The organism is Pelomonas baiyunensis, assembly GCF_043555935.1.
Lineage (GTDB): Bacteria > Pseudomonadota > Gammaproteobacteria > Burkholderiales > Burkholderiaceae_C > Pelomonas > Pelomonas baiyunensis.
The window spans coordinates 109,899-128,336 of sequence record NZ_JBIGIB010000005.1 but is presented as its reverse complement, the minus strand read 5'-3'; the positions used below and the strand labels follow the sequence as shown (position 1 = coordinate 128,336).

The window sequence follows — 18,438 nt, the reverse complement described above, 5'->3', positions numbered from 1 at the left end:
CGCACCGGCGCAACACTAAGCCCGTCTTTTCCTGAATTTATCTGGGATTGCAGCCCTTCTAATCGCCGAGCTCAAAGTACGGAACAGGTCGCTCGACACCTGAAAGGCAGCAACAACCAGTCGCCCAGCGATCCAAATCAAACTGCCCGCAACAATACAAAAACACCCGGCACTCAAATTCCTCGCCGGCTAGCCGGCCTGCTTTCGTACGCTTATCAAGAATTTCCAGAGGTGCTGAGCCGCTTTTTCCGCCAATGCCGAAAATGGCAAACTCTGTTTGAGCTCAATGCCAGGAGAGTATATGCAATAACCATCATACTCTCCAAACTCCACTCCTTCAGTCTTCAACGAGTCCTTGACGGATTCGATGATCTCCTTGTACACACTGACGCTTGCGTAAAGTTTAACGACGCCATCCGCGTTACCTTCAAGTGAAAAAAAGGCTCCGTAGATCTTTCCAGGATTTGTCGCTTGCTTCAACACTTGAACGCGCCTTTTTTGCTGCGTCTTATCCCGCTGAAAGCGAGGCATCGGAAACTCCTGTTTATCAAGCCGCGCACACTCGGTCAATTTGTCACCACAGAGCTTTAGCAGATCATAGACGCTCTCGTTAATGTGGACACGCGCCGCCTCGAACGCCTTCAACTCTTCAGCGCTGAGCACCGAATCGTATGTCGGTTCACCGTCCAGAATTTCATCCCAGTAGTCGGTGTACTTCGCTGCAAACGCGAGAACATCGGTAACCGTGCCACTCATGCAACACACTCCTCAACCAATTCAAGCATCGCCCGCTGCTCCCGAAGACTCCAGCGATCGAATCCGCCTTGACGACACAGTTCCAACAAGCCAACAGCGATCGACTTCAGATATCGAGCGAGATAGTTACTCGAACCATCGGCTTGATTAGAGAATGGCAACCACGCATGAAGAACGTCCCGAAAAGTCATATGCACGCAGGGAACTCGGCTCCTGGGCGGTTGGGCTCCAGGCAGAGTCAGGTATACGAGCAACCCCTGTCGCGCCCCCCGCAACTCAGTCAGCGCGTCATGGTACCGATCAAGTTGCGCGTGGCCCTCAGTTGCGTCGATCTTGTTCTCCACGAGGATCAGCATATTGCTTAGCGAAATACTAATGTCAACCCTGCCCTTGGATGTCGTGCGCTCTGGCTCCACCGATACTTCACACCCAGGCGCGTACGTCGGCTCCGCATAACCACGCTCCTGACAATAGCGTGACATGCTGATCAAAAACGCTTCGAGTAATTGGGGGGCGAGTTCCGAACCGTTAACGGGATCCAAGTGGTAGGCAAGCAGTTTCGTGTGGATCGGTTCGTAGCGCAACTCACGCATCGGCCCAAGCAGGTCCGGCTCAACCTCAAGAGAAAGCAATGCCGAACGCTGAACCGAGCTCAATTCGGATTTTCGCTGCACATTCGCCCCGAGCATGCGCCAGCGAAGGTCGTTCTCACGAGCCATCACAAGCTGCCGAAATAGATCAAGCCCGACATCAGGCGCACCCGGGCCGCAGTTAAGTTCTTTCGCATATAGCGCTAGCTGTCTGGCGTAGGAATCCAACGAGATTCCGCCGCTTGGCGCATGCGCCTGCCACATCGACGCCAGCGTCTTCAAATAATCAACAATTGGCACTTTCGGCACCTTGATCTTCGCTTTGTTTTCCTGGGTCTATCCGGCCTAATAAAGATCACTGGCAAACCGTTATTAGGTACGCAACCGCATTGAGACCGCGCTTTGACACCAACAACGCCATCGCGGCTTAACGGGGCCGAAGAAGCGCCGCATGGACATAAAGCAGACTTGCTTTTTGGCTCACTGTGAACCAGCCGCTCGGGACTTGGATGTCACACTCGCTGCCCCGATGAATGGTCCTTCACGGCTACGAACTCTAGTCCCACCTTCATAATTCGGAAGGCGGGATAATCCAGTAAGGCAGACGAACGAGTGCGGCGGCCTGAACACAATCCCAATGTATACGTGATCAGAAAGTTTGCCCCGCGATTCAATGCAAAAAGCCGGTATCTATGCCACGCATGATCGCCCACAAAGTTACGACGGATGTGCAACCTGTGCCGGTAGATGCCGCAGCAGGCCGGCTTCCAGCTTCTGTCGCACCTCTTCGCGCAGGTTGGCAGGCGCCAAGACTTCCAACTGCGCGATGTGCGCGAGCAACCACCATCGCAATTCCCAGCTCAGTGGCAAGCGCACCCTCACCTCGTACCAGTCCGGGGTCAGGGTCTCGACGTGCTGCGATGCATCCAACGGAGCCTCACAGAGCAGATCTGCGAGGACCCGATCACATCGGAAGCAAAGGTCGATCAGTTCACCGCCGCTCTCGGTCCCAAAGAGCCCTCCACTGCGCTTCATCGCAGCAGCCATGTCCAGGCCGACCGGCAGGGCCGACAACTTGGGCAACGCAAGTGCAGCGGTGATACGGTGCAGCGCAAAGTGCCGAACAGGGCCGGTGCGATCGGCATCGGTCACAGCAGCCAGGTAAACCGTCGGCCCTCGCAGGAGCAGTCCCACCGGGTGAAGGAGATAACTCTGCTCTTCCTGGGTGCCCGGCTTGCGATAGCTCAACTGGAGTTGGTGCTCGTTCAGCAAAGCTTCTGACACCGCTTCCAGCACCGCAGCAGGCGGGAGTTCGGCAGGCAGTTGTCCAAGGCCTGGTGGTGCCACGTGGACCTTAGACACCCAACGTGTGGCCCGGCCTCGAGGGCCTGTTTTTTCCAGCGCGGTTCGCGCCTGTTGGAACAGCGCGTTCAGGCTGCTGCTCCAGCTTGCGGGCAACGCATGCCGCAGATGTCGCTCAAGCAGAACCAAGCCAAGCGCCTCCGGCGCCGACAGACCCAACAAGGAGTCCCGGGCACCTGCGGAAGTCCAGCGCCAACCGTGCGGCTTGCTCCGCTCGTCGCATTCAATGGCGAAGTGCTGTTGCAGCATCCTCAAGTCACGCTGAACCGTCCGCGCCTCGACTTCAATGCCTTGACCAGCGAGCGCATTGAGCAGCTCGGAAGTCGTAGACAACCGCCCCACGGGGATCAACGCCAGGAGCGCCAGCAGGCGATCGAGCGACTGGGACTTCTCTGCGGATGGCATGTCAGGGGAAGGTCTTGGGTTGGATGCTGCTGTTCAATGCGCTGCCGCCACAGTCGACCGGGCGACGGTAATGATTCTGGATGCGACTCCACTATCGACCGAGGCGTTAGTGGATTGGCTCATGTGATCTGTCGCAGCCGCTACTTAGGGCACGCTGGCGATGCTAGAGATCGATCGCCAGACCCGCATTCGCGTTCGCTCGACGGTCAGGAACAATTCCTCGTCCTCCGCGAGAACGTCCTCACGCTCCACGCGCTCCAAGACACCCCATCCCTCCGCATCGCGCTGTTTCCAAAGTTCCACCATTGCGCTTCGACAGTCAAAACTGAGATCGTCAGTGCCCGATAGCGGGACCTGTGCAATCAGCTCCAACATGAGCTTGCCGCGGCCTGTCGCGGCATGGAGCACGGCCAGCGAGCACGGTTGCCGAGCCCCAGGCACGAAGAACAAAAGCCACTGAACCCGCCCCACCAAGCTCGGCCTCACCCATTCGCACAGATGCTGCTGCTGATGCCGTTCGAGCAGCGAACTCACCGCGCGCGCAGAGTCCACGCAGCGCACCATGCGATTTCCATACTGACGCAGGCCGGTGTGCAGAAGTTTCCAGCTCAGCCCACGTGACGTCGGCGGTGTTGCGGTGATCTTGGCCCACCAGCGCGGCAATCGCTCCAACCACCACTCAGGCGACGAGCGCCGCCACGGCGCGCCGATGTGCTCCATGACGTCAGGCTCGTCTTGGTGCAGATCCTGGAAGCTGTTGGACAGGTGGGCGAGCATCTGGTGGAGTACTTGATAGCGGGGCACCTCTGCCTTCAAGGCCCGTTCGAACCTCGACCAATCGCCGTGGTGGCAGACGCGCAGTTCACGCAGCATCCAGCTCAAGACCTTGGGTGGCAGAGGCATGTCCTCGGGCCAAGCGACACAGTCGACCAAGCCAAAGCACAACATGCCGTCCATCGCGCGCAAACACCGCAAAGCACTGCGCAGACTGGGCTGATCCCGAGGCCACGCACGCGCGGGAAGTTGATGGCTCAATCGCTGCAAGTCCGTCAACGACGTTCCAGCGTCCGTCTCATCGCCGGTGATCTCGAACTGCATGACGCGTCGTACGGCCCAAGGCGGTATGTGAAGCCTGGGGGCCAACGCTTTGGCGATCGCACGTGAACTCGGCTGCCGTCCCTCACGGAAGAGACGTGCCAAGCACTTGAGCGCCCCGAAGACCTCCGCTCGACAGCTCGTCATCTGCCCCAGCAGAAGTCCGATGACTGCATGGGCGCGACCGATGACGGCGCGCCGCTGCAAGCGCAGTACTTCCTGGCGCGGCGCAAGAACCCAGCGCACCAACGGCAGCGTCATGGCGTGACCGGTGGCGAAAACGGGGCTTGGGAGAATCTCGCCCTGGAGCGACTGCCGCCAGATCTGAAGGATCACCTCATCCCTGAGCCGACGCTCCACCGGTGCGATCCACTGGATGAAGGCCTGCCGATCACGCAGCGAAGCCTGGCTGCGCTGTGCGAGTTGGTGCCAGTAGGCGACCCGGATGCCCGACCAAGCAGCCAAGCGACTGGACAGGTCTGCCAAGTCCATCAGCATCGGCTTGTGCGGATCGCGCTCCCCGCAGCCAAAGAGCGCGTCGCATTCATCCAAGAACAACGGGTTCGGCCAACGGGTAGGCGGCTCACCAGCAGTACGTGCAAGCGCCCAGATGCGCTGGGCTCTCAGGCTCTCAAGAACGGCAACGGGGGTCTCCCAATGGGATGCCCATTCCAACGGGCCGCTGCGCAGCCAGGCGAAGCACTCGATGACCTGATCCACTCGCACGCCAGCAACCGATGCCAGCGTGTGCTGCTGACCCGGCGCCGCTGCCAGGTGTTTCGAAGCTATTGCGTTGCCATCCATGACGTCATCGTCACGCCTGATGCGACAGCATGGGTCGCATCCAGTCAGCGCGGCGGGTTCCTGCAATCCGTGCAGCGACATCCATCAATAGCAATCGAGGCCAGTTTGTGGGGGGCGCCGCACTGGCAACAGAGTTCCGCGCAGGCGGCTTGGGCTTGCTGGATGAGAACCTGCAGCGTTGCGCCTTGAACCGGCGTTGCGAGGTCTCGCGGCCGAACTCTGAGACGCAGAAAGCCGAGCTTGAATTTGCAAAGGACAGGCACGGCACCCGCGGCGGCCAGCGCATCAAGCGCGGTGAGCACCGGCTTAGACCAACCTGGTGGAAGTGGCCCAAACTGCCGCGGCTCGTCCGCTGGGTGTTCCAGCAGCCATTTCGCAATGGCCGACGGAAGGTCGTCCGGGTCATCAAGGGCAGCAGAAATGCGTTTCATGGGCGACCTGAGTGGGATGGAACCCAAAGCTGCCGCACGCTGCGACAGCATCGGTCGCACACGCGCAAGTCCTGTGGCGCTGCTCAGGAACTCGGGGCTTTGTGCGACGGCGCCGTGATGATGAGCCGATCACCTCGTGCGCCGCTCAACAACCGTGCCTACCGACGACTGCTGCTGTCAGCTGCCCACCGCGCTGCGCGAAGCCCTGCGTTCAGTGCCCGGGCGGCCGCAACTCACCGTCTTGAGCGGTGCCGGGGCCTCAGCCGAAAGCGGGATCGCGACATTCCGAGACGCTCAACATGCGTTGTGGGCTGACTTTGACCCGGCCGAGCTGGCGACCGAACAGGCCTGGCGGCGAGATCCTGCCCGGGTATGGGCCTGGTACGAATGGCGTCGACGGACGGTCATGGACGCCTCACCGAATGAGGGCCATCTTGCGTTGGCTGCGCTGGAATCTCGGTATGACGTCACCCTCATCACTCAGAACGTGGATGATTTGCACGAGCGGGCGGGAAGCAGTCAGGTCGTTCATCTGCACGGCAGCCTGTTTGCGCCCAGGTGCTTTGCGTGCGCTCGCCCAGGCACCTTCCACGGGTTGCCACCCCAAGCAGACTCTCCGCAGTCGCGCATGAACCCGCCGGGCTGCAAACACTGCGGCGGCAAGGTCAGGCCGGGCGTGGTGTGGTTCGGTGAAGCCCTCCCTCAGGTTGCGTGGAAGGCCGCTGAAGCGGCAACGGTCAACACGAGCTTGCTGGTTGTGGTTGGCACATCAGCCATCGTGCAGCCGGCCGCCCGTTTGCCCGAGCGTGCGCTTCGCGCCGAAGTTCCCGTACTGGAAATCAACACCACGCCCGTGCTTGCGCAACATCACTCAGCAGTGATCGCTTGGCCCTGCACGGCAGCAGCCGGACTTGGTGCGCTGGCCTCGCAGCTGCTCTGACGCCTGGTCGCCATGAACACTCAGCAACCCAGCCCATTGCACGGCGCCGCTCGGCGAACGCGGCGCTTCGACCCCACCTTGCCACCCTTGGTGTTTCTGGACTTCGATGGGGTTCTGCATCCCAACCAGACAACGCCTGATCAGCGCTTCGAGCATGTGGACGTATTGATGGACCTGCTCGACGAACACCCGGAGGCCGAGCTGGTGGTGTCGTCGAGCTGGCGGTTTCATTTCGGCTGGGACGACCTGTTGGCCGAGGTTCCGTCTCGGCTGGCCAAACGTCTGGTGACAGCGACGGGGCCCGCCCTCCCGGGCAGGTTCCAGCGGCATGCGGAGATTAAGAACTTCCTGGGGCGCCTTGAAGTCGATGGACAAGGCGTGAGACCCTGGCGCGCTTTGGATGATTGCGCCTGGGAGTTCCCTTCGAACTGCACTGAGCTGATTGCGTGTGATGGCGCGCGTGGGGTTCAAGAGGGCGAGCTCTATGAGCTCCAGGAGTGGCTCAGCCAACTGAGTTCGTGCCGGCTTGCGATAGACACCGGTGGCGCGCCCGCATCGCCAGAGCTGGCGCGACGTGCCGTCGAGGTTCTGGATGCAGCCGATATTCCCAACGTGGCGCTGTTGCAGCGCACGTTTCGCCTGAGCTACAGCGAGGCGCTCCACATGCTTGGCGCTTACCTGCATCACACGCGGTAAAACGACATGCCGCACGGTAGTCGCCGCACCATGGCAGCGCGGCACAGCGTGCAGGGCAGGCAATGCAGTCGCGGCCTCCGCTGTTGTTGTCTGCGTGTCGTCAGCCCACGCCATGGCGCAGTGGGCGACAGCAGATGTCCATCAGCGTCGCTTCGCTGCATCGCTGGACTTAGCGTCTTCGTTCAATAGGTCGTGCAGCGATCGTGCAACTGACGCGCTCCCGACTCAGTACAGGCCGGATGCCGCCTGCTGTGCACTCAACAGAGCGTCAGGTTTCCGGGCGAGGCTTCTATAGTGCCGGCAGTTCCGTACTCTGTTCTGCCATGGCCAGCGTACTGCCCGACTTGCCACGCCAGCGCCCACTCAACGCCGGCGAATACGCTGAACGACAGCTGCTCGAGCGCCTGGCCGAAGAACTGCCGGACGCGATCACCCTTTTCCATGGGGTGCAAATCGGTCAATCCATGCCGATGCCGGCCTTCGGTGAACTTGACCTGGTACTGGTCGATCCGGCGGGCGACCTGCTGGTCATTGAAGTCAAAAGCGGATCCCTGGAGGTCGAGCAAGGAAGGTTCTACAAGCAGTACGGCCATCAGCGCAAAGATGTGCTTCAGCAGGCCCGTCGCCAGTTGCAAGGGCTCCGCCAGCGCCTGAGCGGCGAAGGCCTCAATGTCACTGTCCATCACGTCCTGGTGCTGCCCGACGTGAAGGTGATTTCCGGAACCGTGGCTTGGCCCAAAGAGTGGATCTTGGACGCAGACGCTCAGCCAGACTTGTCGCGCCGGCTGATGGATCTCATGCATCCGGCGGGAGCCATGCCCGCTCCGAACCCAGAACTGGAAAGCCGCGTCCTGGATTTCATGCGTGACCGCTTTCTGGTCGCCCTGGACGTGTCGGCAAGGACGAAGAATGTCCGCACGGTGACCCAACGCCTCGCCGAGGGCCTGGCCACGTGGGTGCCTCGACTCCAAGTGCCATCCGGCCTGCTGCGAGTGCAAGCCACGGCAGGCTCCGGCAAGACGCAGCTGGCTTTGCGCCTGCTGCAAGACGCCTGCCGCCAGGGGCAGCGGGCCGCTTACCTGTGCTTCAACCGGCCTTTGGCGGAGCACATGGCGCGCATCGCTCCAGTCAACTGCCAGGTGGAGACCTTCCATGAACTGGCCGTGCGCCGGCACCGGCAGCAACTGGGGCAGAGCGAATGGCAACCCGTGGGCAGCATCGACTTCGACGCCGCAGTCGCCACGTTGCTCGCTCAGCTTGAAACGTCAGCGCCAGATTTGGACCTGCTGGTGCTGGACGAGGCCCAGGATTTCCGGCCCGAGTGGGTGCTTGCCGCTCTGCAGCGGCTGCACACGCAAGGCCAAGCCGTCCTGCTGGAGGACGCGGATCAGGCGCTGTACGCCGATCGCGAGACGTTCGATCTCCCAGAGGCTGCGGTGCTCCGAAGTCCAGACAACTTCCGCAGTCCGCGGGCCATCGTCGACCTCATCAACTTGCTTCAGTTGTCTGAGACGCGCGTGGAGGGACGCGGTGTCGAAATGGGAGAGCCGCCCGATCCGCTGGTCTACGACGGTCCCCGACAACTGATTCGGCAAACCGAGCTCGCAGTGAGGCGATGTTTGGAAAAAGGCTATGCCTTGTCCGACATCGTCATCCTGAGCTTCCGAGGCCGAGCGAGCTCCGCCCTACACGAGATCGAAAAGCTGGGCGAATGGTCGGTGCAACGGCCCACAGATCAATTTGATGCCGATGGCAGCATGAAATGGACAAGCGGCGAGGTCATGCTCGACACCGTGTTTCGCTTCAAAGGGCAAGCCGCTCCTGCCGTGGTTTTGACCGAGTGTGACTTTGAGTCGCTCGACGTCGTTGCTCGCCGTCGGCTGTTCGTCGGGATGACGCGGGCGCAAAGGCATCTGGAATGGGTCATCAGCCAGCAGGCCGCCAAGGCCCTTGCTGCTCTGCTGGAGTAGGCTCGAATGTCGCCCGACTCGGATCCTGACTCGGATCCTGACTCGGAACGTTAGTTCCATTGTCCTTGACATGCAACACCCTGCCGGTCGCCCCATTGGAACTAGCAACTCGGCGCCGATACGTCTCATCAATGTCGCATCTGCGCGTCTGCAGCACCACTGCTGGCCAACGTACTCGCAGCCTTGTCGATGTCCTGACTGGTAAGGGTCTTCAGTTCCTGATCGCTAGTTTGCTCTCCAATTCCTACCGACGTTGCTAGTCGATGAGATTGACTGAGACGAGCCTGATCTTTTAGGTTCCGAGCTAGCCGCCCATTGCCGCCACAGCCTTTCTCGCTAAGAAGCCACTTTAGGCGTAATGGCAATAACCGACGCGCAGATTCGCTCAACGTCAGGTCCTCGGCGGCACATTGCTGATCAAAAATGCATACCAGTTCATCGACAGAGTAATCAGCAAAATCAAGATGCACGCTAATGCGCGACCGCAAACCCGGGTTGCGGTCCAGAAACTGTTGCATCAATTCCCGGTAGCCAGCAACGATCACAACCATCTTGTCCCGATGGTCTTCCATAACTCTCAAGAGCGTGTCGAGGACTTCCGGCCCGAAGTCCCCGTCCGAGTCCGAGCGAGTCAGTGCATAGGCCTCATCGATGAATAGAACACCTCCCATCGCACGATCAAGAACGGCCTGCGTCTTCGAAGCTGTCTGACCGACGAACCCAGCAACAAGATCCACACGCTGCACTTCGGTCACTTTGGGAGACGGCAACAGCCCTAGCGAGTAATAGAGCTTGGCGATGATTCGTGCGACTGTGGTTTTACCGGTACCTGGGTTACCGCAGAACGCCAGATGCAAAGAAGGCAGCGCTTCCGCCTTTAGATGGCGCCGTGCGCGCTCCTGGTTGACCTGACAAAGGTTGACTAGACGTTCAACTTGTCGTTTGACTTCATTCAAGCCAACCAATGCCTGTAGTTGCGACAAGGTATCTGAAACTTCCTGTTGTGGATCTGGACGATCCAGTCGGATAGCCTCATTTAACGCAGTCTCAATATCCTGGCGCCGAATGGTCTTCATTTCGAATCTACTAACTCTAGGAAGCTTACCAATCCGAAGCGCGTGTGCCTCAAGAACTTTCTCAACAACGTTTCTTACATAGCGTCCGTTGCCAAAGCGCGCCCCCTGTGCACGTAACTCACGCCCAAAGATCACTCCTAGACCATCGCGCAGACTATCCCAGCCTTCGACATCAAAGTCCTGTTGCGCCAATTGCTCTACGAAGACGGACAAAAGATCATCCTCGTCAAAGTTTCCGAACTCGACGTAACGGCTGAAGCGAGACTGCAGCCCAGGATTGCTCTCGAGGAACTCACGCATTTCTGCCGGGTAGCCCGCGACAATGACTGCCAGTTCATCCCGATGGTCTTCCATCATCTTCAGCAGTGTGTCGATGCACTCCTGCCCGAACGCATCTTGCTCGCGACTCAGCGTGTACGCCTCATCGATAAAAAGGACACCCCCAAGCGCTTCACGAACCCGCTTGCGGGTCTTGATGGCTGTCTCACCGAGGTATTGAGCCACGAGACCAGCCCGGTCGGTTTCGACAAGCGTCGAACTCGGCAACACGCCGAGATGCTGATACAGATGGGCCACGATACGGGCTACTGTTGTCTTCCCTGTTCCCGGATTACCAACAAACACAAGGTGTCTGGTGATCGTAGGAGTCGTTCGCAAGCCCGATTCGGCACGTAATCGCTGAATCGCGAAGAAGCTTGCCTGCTTGGCAATCTCCTGCTTGATGCGCGACATTCCAACCAACCCAGCGAACTCTGCATCCAAAAAGCGCTCAATCCGCTCCGTAATCGATCCAGTTTGTCGAGGCGTGGCAGCCCTTGCGGATTCAGGGGAGGGGACGAGACGATTCGGTGTCCTTGAACCCTCACGTGAACCGCCCACCGGCGGGGCTACGTAGACGACACGCTTCCTCGGCTTGAGCCGCAGCGTCTGATCGGCTTCAGAAGCTGGTGGTAATGGAGGAACTGCTTCTGTAGCTAACTTAGCTTCTGAAGGTCGTTGCCCAGCTTGCACATTCGCCAAATATGCTTGAGCATCCCTCTCACCTTGTTGAGCTGCGAGGCTAATCCAGTGAAGTCCCTCCGCCTCGTTTGTCAGCCCACCCAGCCCTTGCACCAAAGCTCGACCGATCTCGAACCGCGCCGCTGCATGTCCTTGCTTTGCTGCAGCGAGCAGCCAACGAGCCCCCGTTGCTGAATTGGCGGTGACGCCGACACCATGAAGTCGCGCGAGGCCAACCAAGTATCTTGCGTTGATGTCACCATGAATCGCGGCATGTAGATTCTGCTCATAGGCACGCTCATCCTCAATGGATGACAAGGGCGGTACATCAGGCCAAGGCTGATTCTCCGGAGTACCCGGTTGCGGGTTGTCTTGAGGTGTAGAACTTGCCATGAAAACGGACGCCCCCGTAGCGCAACTCGGTCGATGCTACGCCGCCGTCTTAGCTACACAGTGACGCAATCCTCCAGATAGCGTGCCAATGTCTCCACCCGTGAGGCTCCGCAGGCCTCAACGACGCGCTGCAGACCGCCCAATTTCGTCGCTATCGCTACTTGGAGTAGCTCCAACTGGCCCTGAAACGTTCAGCGAAGCTCTGTCGCTGGCGGCGTTTAAGGCACAAAACCCCACAACCATTCAGTCATCCACCAAGCGCCCATTGCTTTCCGATTCGTGACTTCCCGGTTGCTACGCCGTCTCTGAACATCGCAATAGGCCCTTGGAAATCACAGAGTGCCGACCAACACGTGAATCATTGCAAACGTTCGGTACTTGCCGCCCTCGAAACGCCCCGCCCGCCTAGGCTCGAATGCCATAGGCACTGCCTGAGCGCAATTAGACGCCCGAGCCTTTTCAAGTTTGGATCCTGCCGGCTAGCGCAATCTCAGCGCTAACGGCGCGTTTCGAAGTACGCCTCTTAGGCCGGCCTACGAAGAAGGAACGCAGATTTTGATGCGACATGAAATGTCGCTCCTCTCCGGATGATTTAGCTCGTCTTCTCCAACGAGCCCATCCATGAAAGTTCGCTACTCGCGTGCCACGCTGCTGTCCAGCCCAGGCACAGGCCTGGAAACGATGTCTGCCCTCTCCCGGCTCTGGGCGCTGCGGCTTCTGGTCCCCTTGGGGGCCCATCGGCAACTCCTGTTTGCCGATGGCTTCCAGAACGACCTGCTCGGTCGCGCGCTGGGCGTCGAGGCAGACGACGGTGAGGCCTTGGAAGTTCGCGGCCTGCCCGAACGGCTGGCGGAGCTGCGACGGTTGCACCGCACCGCCGAGCGCAAGCGCAACACGTGCAAGCTGCCGCCGCAGTTGCAGAGCAACCTGGAACGCCTCACAACCGCCCTGCCCCTGAGCCCCCTGGAGCAACATCTCCTGGCCTTTGCGGTGGTGCTGGCCAGTGACACGCTGCTGGAGGCGGTTGCGAGCGGGCTGGGCTACATCAGCACCAGCGCCGCGTACCAGGCTCTGGCCGTGCTGTTGGACTCGGATCTCGGCAGCGTGCGATCGGCTCTTTCAGCGAACGGTGCCCTGGCCAGTTCCGGGCTCATCAAGTTCGACCGAAGCGGGCAAGGGGAGTTGAGCAGCAAGCTGATGCTCTTGTCGGGTGAACTGGCCGATCAACTGCTCCATGTCGACGCCGAGCCCATGGACCTGCTGCGTGAGACCGTCCTGATCGCCGCACCCGGGGAGTTGCGCCGGGAGGACTTTGACCACGTGGCGTCGATGTTGGACGTTCTCGTCCCCTACCTTGACCAGGCGCTTGGCCATGGGCACACCGGAGTGAACGTCCTTCTGCACGGAGTGCCCGGAACCGGCAAAACGCAGTTGGCCCGGGTCCTTGCCGAGCAACTGGGCGCAAGGTTGTTTGAAGTGACGAGCGAGGACGGAGACGGCGACCCGATCACGGGGGACCGGCGGCTTCAGGCCTACCGAGCTGCCCAGTGCTTCATGGCTCGGCAGCGTGCGATGGTGTTGTTCGATGAAGCCGAAGACGTTTTCACGCCCGCAGAAGGGATGTTTGGACGCCGCCGTCCCGCGTCCAGCAAGGCATGGATGAATCGAATGCTGGAGGAGAACACCGTGCCGGCGATCTGGATCACCAATGACGTCTCGAGCATGGATGCGGCGGTCGTCCGGCGCTTTGACGTGGTCCTGGAGATGCCGGTGCCACCGCGTCAGCAACGCGAGCGCATCTTGTCGCACGCCTGCGGAGACATCGCCCTGGCCCGAGACCTCCGCGCACTGGGCGCCCTGGACCGCCTCGCCCCGGCGGTGGCCGTGCGGGCAGCCAAGGTGGTTCGTGCCGTGAACGACAAGCTTGTCTCCACGAGCCAGCACAAAGCCTTGCAAGGCCTGATCCACGAAACCCTGCGTGCGCAAGGACACGAGGTCCCCTGGGTGAAGCCGTCGGCGCGTCCGAACATTGCGTTCGACACCGCGTTTGTGAATGCAGACCTCGACCTGTCGCGCCTGGTGGACGGGCTGCAACGGAGCCGCATGGGCCGGATGTGTCTGTACGGTCCTCCCGGCACCGGGAAATCAGCTTTCGCCCGCTGGGCGGCAGAACGTCTGGACATCCCGCTGATCGCCCTGGGCTGCTCGGACTTGCTGTCCCCATGGGTGGGCCAGTCCGAGAGGAACATCGCGCTGGCTTTCCGAAAGGCTCAGTCCGAGGGCGGCTTGCTGCTGATCGACGAGGTGGATGCGCTGCTGCGGGATCGATCACGTGCCGGCCACACCTGGGAGCACAGCCTGGCGGCAGAGCTCCTCACACAATTGGAAGCATTCGATGGGCTGTCCATCATGACGACCAATCTGTTGGACTCGCTTGATCCGGCTGCACTGCGGCGATTCGACATCAAGATCAAGTTCGACTACCTCAAGCCCGCGCAATCCACGGCCCTGCTGGAACATTGCTGCGCCGCCCTGGGGCTGGATGCACCTCAGCAGTGGCTTGCCAACAAGGTGGCTCGGGTCGGCATGCTGGCGCCCGGGGACTTCGCGGCGGTGCTGCGACGCCACGCCATTCAGCCCTTTGAGCGGCCCGAAGACCTCGTGTTTGCCCTAGAGGGTGACAAATCTCTGCGGGAAGCTAACCGGCCATCTGTAGCATGGCTGAACTAAAAAATGGCTCGATCACCACGACTCGTGCCCAAGGAGGAGCGGATGCGCACGCTGTCCAAATCAAAGCTCATGGCGTTTCGGCAATGCCCCAAGCGGCTGTGGCTGGAGATCCATCGACCAGAGCTCGCGACCGTCTCGGCCGGTGCGCAGGCGCGATTCGCGGAAGGTCACACCGTAGGCGCGATTGCGCGCAGCTTCTATGACCCCGAGGGCACCGGCGTTCTGATCGACCCGGTTGCGCAAGGTCATGCGGGCGCGATGCAGCGCAGCCAAGAATTGCTCCAGGCCAAGACCGTGGCCCCGCTTTTCGAAGCAGGCTTCTCGGACGGTCGCGTGATGGCCTATGCCGACGTGCTGCTGCCAGTCCCGACGAAGCGGGGCCGCAAGTGGCGCATGGTCGAGGTGAAGTCATCGGCCCAAGTCAAGGACTACCACCGGGAAGATGTGGCGGTGCAGGCCTATGCCGCACGCGCTGCGGGCGTGGACATCGAATCCGTGGCGCTCGCTCACATCGACAGCAGTTGGACGTATCCCGGCGGCGGCGACTACCGAGGACTTTTGGTCGAGGAAGACCTCACGACGGATGTGGCCGCGCTCGCCCCCGAAGTTCCTGTCTGGGTCGACGAAGCGCACAAGATCGCTCAACGCCGCACCGCGCCCAAGATCGCGACCGGGGCGCAATGCACCACGCCGTTCGATTGCGGATTCATCGACCACTGCCAGCAGGGGCAGGTGGCCGCCGAGTTCCCTGTCGCATGGCTGCCGCGGGTTCAGACCAAGGCCCTGCGTTCCCACTTGGATGAACCCGGCGTGCAGGACCTTCGGGACGTGCCTAACGACCTGCTCAACGAGCGCCAACTTCGGGTCAAGGTGCACACGCTCTCGGGCCAGGTCTTCTTCGATGCCACGCGAGCAGCCGCAGAGTTGGCTCAACACAGTCGTCCCGCCTATTTCCTGGACTTTGAGACGGTTCAGTTGGCCGTGCCCATCTGGAAAGGTACGCGGCCGTACCAGCAGATTCCGTTTCAGTTCAGCGTTCACCGCATCTCCCGCACCGGGCAGTTGACGCACGGTGAGTTCCTGCAACTGGACGGCTCAGATCCGTCGCGCTCATTCGCAGAAGCTTTGATAGCAGCGTGCGGCCGCAAGGGGCCGGTCTTCGTCTACAACGCCGGCTTTGAAAGCTCCCGCATCAAGGAACTGGCGCAGCGCTTCCCGCGCCTGCGGGCAGAACTTCTGCTGATCCAGGGTCGCTTGGTAGATCTGATGCGGGTGGCCGAGGCTTGCTACTACCACCCTGACCAGCAAGGCAGCTGGAGCATCAAGAAGGTACTGCCCACGATCGCGCCGGATCTGGACTACGGGGCGCTGTCGGGTGTGCAAGACGGAACGATGGCCATGCAGGCGTTCGTGGAGGCGGCCATCGATCCGCACACCACGGCGGAACGACGCAGCGCCATTGACGCGGAACTCCGCGCGTACTGCCGCCTGGATACGCTGGCCATGGTGAGGATCTGGCAGTACTTCTCCGGTCATTCCAAACCGATCGAAGTCACCTGATGTCCAAGCGTCCGGACAACCTTGAAACCGTGCTGCTGGCGCTGGAGTTGCTCCGGCGCATTCCGCGGCGCGGCCAGATCTCTGCTCCGGAGCTGCATGAGCAAATTGAGGCGGCGGGCCTCAAGCGCGATCTGCGCACGATCCAACGACAGTTGGAGGTCTTGTCCGCCCACTTCGCGATCGATCGGGACGACTCGAGCAAACCGTTCACTTACCGATGGAAAGAGCAGTCCGCCGGACTGTCGTTGACGTCCCTGACCGAGCAAGAGTCGTTGCTGCTCCTCTTGGCCAAGCGGCATCTGGAGGCCTTGCTGCCCGCGCGGCTGATGAAGTCGATGGATGGGTTTTTCAGGCAGGCCAACTCACGGCTGCTCGACCCCACGCAACGCAAGCTCGAAAGGCAATGGCTCGACAAGGTTCGCATCGTCAGCGTCACGCAGCCTCTTCTGCCTCCTCCAATTGAAGAAGGGGTCTTCGAGCAGGTCAGCGAGGCGCTGTATGCCAACCGCTGGCTGAACGTGCACTACCGCAACGCAGCTGGCAAAGACACGATCGCCGATGTCATGCCCTTGGGTCTCGTGCAGCAAGGTCCAAGGGTCTACTTGGTGTGCAGGTTCAGTGGGCACAAACAAGAACGCAGCCTGGCTCTACACCGGATGAAAAGCGCTCTGGCAAGCTCACAAACGTTTGACAGGCCCACCGAGTTTGACTTGGCTCGCTACGACGCCGATGGTCAATTCGGATTTGGCGATGGGAAACGCATCCGCCTGCACTTCAACATCACTCGCGATGCAGGTCAGCATCTCCTGGAGTCGGCGTTGTCCGCCGATCAAAAAGTCCAGATGCGAGACGACCACATGCGCGTCAGTGCCACCGTCATCGAGTCGGCCCAGCTGACTTGGTGGCTGCAGAGCTTTGGCAGTGATGTTTGGGGCGTACGGCGAAACCGTGTCACTTCGCCATGATCGGTGCCGTGGCCTAAACAAAAACGCTCTGCGGACGAACAGAACGGCCCCGTCCTGCACGTCAGATCCGTTCGCCAACGACATCGCAGCAGCTGCCTTCAGCTGCCGACATAGCCTGTAGCAGTGATGCCACCTCGAGATCCGCCGTTCGATTGTTGAAAGAGGCCTTTAGCGCGCGCCCTACGCGGAATGCAGACCTGGCTGAGCCAGCTCATAGGTTCAGCCGGTGCAAAGCGACGAAGCAAGCAACGACTTGCCGCGGACACTCACGCCGGAAGGCATTCCGTTGTTTATCCCAGGCGCTCGTCAACCGACATCATCTGAGTCTTGAGCTCATTACTGAGTTTCGCGGCCGTAACGTCCTCGGTTTTTTCCAATGCCGTCCACTTCTTCTGCAGGCCATCCCGCGTCAAACCGTGGTCCTGATCTGCCAGCCTCTTAATCGATTTGGTCGACATCTTCTCGAGCCAGCCGATCGTCCTTACGCGAAATGCGGGACCGTTCTTTTGCGGTTCCACCAGCAGGTATACGGGCCATGAACCTTGATCCTTTGACTTCTTGAATGCGTCCCAGCGCGGGTCGTACAAGCAGGCTGTGGTGCGCCCTTCGTCTACTGTCAGGCCAAGTTGATGGGCTGCTGCGTAGATCGGAGCAAACGGCAGGTGGTCGACAACCTCTTGCCAGTGCTCCCAGTCACTCAAATACCAAGCGTCGATCGCACGACGACCATCAGATGCCACGGAGCGGATGCACTTGTTCCAGTCCATGTCATACAGCCTCCCCATCCAACGGACAACGGTCTCATGGCGCATGGCAATTCCCGTGATCAGCCTCTCGCGCTGATCGTGCTCACGCGCATGGCGTTCAAGGTAGGTCAAATAATCTCGAAGCGCCTGCTTTCCGGAGCCACCGAGGCGCCCGTCAGGCTTGTGCTCCGACAAAAAGCTGACCAGCCAACTCAGATCCAGCGGAATCCAGCCATGTTCCATGGCCTCAACATGATTGCGACTTTCGGAGTCGAGCAAGACGCCTACGAACTGCCAAGGCTCGCCCTTCCGCGTGTCCGCCGGGAATTCCTTCTTCAGCCCTTTCTCATAGTCTGCCAACTGCTTTGGACTGAGCTTCGCCCCTGTCTTGAATTCGATCGCCAGGATGACTCGCTGCTTCGGGTTGGCAATGACCAGATCGCAGCTCCGATTTCCGATCCGGTACTCGCGACAAACCACGGCCTCTTTCCATGTGAGCTTGGCGAGCCGATTCAGTTCTCCGGCTCGATCACCATCAGCCTTTGCCGCCGCACGAAGTAGAGCGCGAATAGCGCCGTCACCCAACTCGTGCTCGTTGAGCGGATTGAATAGCCAATGCAGGATGCGTGCATGACGCACTTCACGTGGATCAGTGATCTCCAGAAGGCTACGAGACGTGATGCCGCCACGGAACTCTGCAACTTGAGGGTCTTCGCGAAACTTCTTGATCTGCGCTGCGGATGGAACTGCAGGGGATGCGTGTTTAGTGTTCTTCATGGGACGCGTTAGCGCGCATTAATTTGAGTGGCGACGAGAATCTGTCAACTGCAGGCAAAAGCAGCTGGGCGATTGTTCGCACTAAGAATACCTAACGCCATGGGCAATGAGATCATCCGTTTCCCTAGGGCCTCGCATTGCGA

At 60.3% G+C, this 18,438-nt stretch carries 13 protein-coding genes; 6 read left to right on the top strand and 7 right to left on the bottom strand.

Going from position 1 to position 18,438, the window contains the following annotated elements; genetic code table 11:
- Positions 1-189: 189 nt before the first annotated feature.
- From ACG01O_RS17450 to ACG01O_RS17430, 5 genes are all read right to left on the bottom strand, one after another.
- Positions 190-756 (bottom strand): hypothetical protein, encoded by a 567-nt coding sequence (locus tag ACG01O_RS17450; protein WP_394386574.1) that lies wholly within the window; start codon positions 754-756, stop codon positions 190-192.
- The gene (locus ACG01O_RS17445) at positions 753-1,655 is read right to left on the bottom strand and encodes a PD-(D/E)XK nuclease family protein (RefSeq protein WP_394386573.1); all 903 of its coding nucleotides are present in this window, start codon (positions 1,653-1,655) and stop codon (positions 753-755) included. Before ACG01O_RS17445 ends, ACG01O_RS17450 begins: the two co-directional genes overlap by 4 nt.
- Before the next feature lie 408 nt (positions 1,656-2,063).
- A complete protein-coding gene (locus ACG01O_RS17440; protein ID WP_394386572.1) occupies positions 2,064-3,113 on the bottom strand; it encodes a helix-turn-helix transcriptional regulator in 1,050 nt (349 codons plus the stop codon).
- A gap of 144 nt (positions 3,114-3,257) precedes the next feature.
- Positions 3,258-5,012 (bottom strand): hypothetical protein, encoded by a 1,755-nt coding sequence (locus tag ACG01O_RS17435; RefSeq protein ID WP_394386571.1) that lies wholly within the window; start codon positions 5,010-5,012, stop codon positions 3,258-3,260.
- A 44-nt stretch (positions 5,013-5,056) separates the two neighbouring features.
- Positions 5,057-5,443: a hypothetical protein gene (locus tag ACG01O_RS17430; protein WP_394386570.1), complete on the bottom strand. Its 387-nt coding sequence runs from the start codon at positions 5,441-5,443 to the stop codon at positions 5,057-5,059.
- Between the two features lie 154 nt (positions 5,444-5,597).
- Here ACG01O_RS17430 and ACG01O_RS17425 point away from each other — a divergent pair, with 154 nt between their 5' ends.
- The 3 genes from ACG01O_RS17425 to ACG01O_RS17415 all read left to right on the top strand — a co-directional run bounded on the left by ACG01O_RS17425 (position 5,598) and on the right by ACG01O_RS17415 (position 9,049).
- The gene (locus ACG01O_RS17425) at positions 5,598-6,383 is read left to right on the top strand and encodes an NAD-dependent protein deacylase (protein ID WP_394386568.1); all 786 of its coding nucleotides are present in this window, start codon (positions 5,598-5,600) and stop codon (positions 6,381-6,383) included.
- A gap of 12 nt (positions 6,384-6,395) precedes the next feature.
- A complete protein-coding gene (locus tag ACG01O_RS17420) occupies positions 6,396-7,079 on the top strand; it encodes an HAD domain-containing protein (protein ID WP_394386566.1) in 684 nt (227 codons plus the stop codon).
- A 323-nt stretch (positions 7,080-7,402) separates the two neighbouring features.
- Complete coding sequence (locus ACG01O_RS17415; protein WP_394386565.1) at positions 7,403-9,049, top strand: NERD domain-containing protein; 1,647 nt, start codon at positions 7,403-7,405, stop codon at positions 9,047-9,049.
- A gap of 128 nt (positions 9,050-9,177) precedes the next feature.
- Here ACG01O_RS17415 and ACG01O_RS17410 read toward each other — a convergent pair whose 3' ends face one another.
- Positions 9,178-11,442, bottom strand: a complete 2,265-nt coding sequence (locus ACG01O_RS17410) for an AAA family ATPase (protein WP_394386563.1) — start codon at positions 11,440-11,442, stop codon at positions 9,178-9,180.
- A 696-nt stretch (positions 11,443-12,138) separates the two neighbouring features.
- Between ACG01O_RS17410 and ACG01O_RS17405 the strand changes: the two genes are divergently transcribed.
- The 3 genes from ACG01O_RS17405 to ACG01O_RS17395 are packed head-to-tail and all read left to right on the top strand — an operon-like array spanning position 12,139 to position 16,772.
- Positions 12,139-14,247 (top strand): AAA family ATPase, encoded by a 2,109-nt coding sequence (locus ACG01O_RS17405; protein WP_394386561.1) that lies wholly within the window; start codon positions 12,139-12,141, stop codon positions 14,245-14,247.
- Between the two features lie 42 nt (positions 14,248-14,289).
- Positions 14,290-15,807 carry a DUF2779 domain-containing protein gene (locus ACG01O_RS17400; protein ID WP_394386559.1) on the top strand — a complete coding sequence of 506 codons (1,518 nt, stop codon included), beginning with the start codon at positions 14,290-14,292 and terminating at the stop codon, positions 15,805-15,807.
- Positions 15,807-16,772 (top strand): helix-turn-helix transcriptional regulator, encoded by a 966-nt coding sequence (locus ACG01O_RS17395; RefSeq protein ID WP_394386558.1) that lies wholly within the window; start codon positions 15,807-15,809, stop codon positions 16,770-16,772. The genes ACG01O_RS17400 and ACG01O_RS17395 overlap by 1 nt, the downstream gene beginning before the upstream one ends.
- A gap of 290 nt (positions 16,773-17,062) precedes the next feature.
- Here the strand turns inward: ACG01O_RS17395 and ACG01O_RS17390 are convergent, their stop codons facing one another.
- Positions 17,063-18,295, bottom strand: coding sequence for a PD-(D/E)XK nuclease family protein (locus ACG01O_RS17390; protein WP_394386556.1), 1,233 nt, complete (start codon positions 18,293-18,295; stop codon positions 17,063-17,065).
- Between the last annotated feature and the right edge of the window lie 143 nt (positions 18,296-18,438).

Bases quoted from the DNA above. Each gene is read 5' to 3' on its own strand.
- ACG01O_RS17450 (WP_394386574.1), bottom strand. From the start codon at position 756: ATGAGTGGCACGGTTACCGATGTTCTCGCGTTTGCAGCGAAGTACACC.
- ACG01O_RS17440 (WP_394386572.1), bottom strand. From the start codon at position 3,113: ATGCCATCCGCAGAGAAGTCCCAGTCGCTCGATCGCCTGCTGGCGCTC.
- ACG01O_RS17435 (WP_394386571.1), bottom strand. From the start codon at position 5,012: ATGGATGGCAACGCAATAGCTTCGAAACACCTGGCAGCGGCGCCGGGT.
- ACG01O_RS17430 (WP_394386570.1), bottom strand. From the start codon at position 5,443: ATGAAACGCATTTCTGCTGCCCTTGATGACCCGGACGACCTTCCGTCG.
- ACG01O_RS17420 (WP_394386566.1), top strand. From the start codon at position 6,396: ATGAACACTCAGCAACCCAGCCCATTGCACGGCGCCGCTCGGCGAACG.
- ACG01O_RS17415 (WP_394386565.1), top strand. From the start codon at position 7,403: ATGGCCAGCGTACTGCCCGACTTGCCACGCCAGCGCCCACTCAACGCC.
- ACG01O_RS17405 (WP_394386561.1), top strand. From the start codon at position 12,139: ATGAAAGTTCGCTACTCGCGTGCCACGCTGCTGTCCAGCCCAGGCACA.
- ACG01O_RS17400 (WP_394386559.1), top strand. From the start codon at position 14,290: ATGCGCACGCTGTCCAAATCAAAGCTCATGGCGTTTCGGCAATGCCCC.
- ACG01O_RS17395 (WP_394386558.1), top strand. From the start codon at position 15,807: ATGTCCAAGCGTCCGGACAACCTTGAAACCGTGCTGCTGGCGCTGGAG.
- ACG01O_RS17390 (WP_394386556.1), bottom strand. From the start codon at position 18,295: ATGAAGAACACTAAACACGCATCCCCTGCAGTTCCATCCGCAGCGCAG.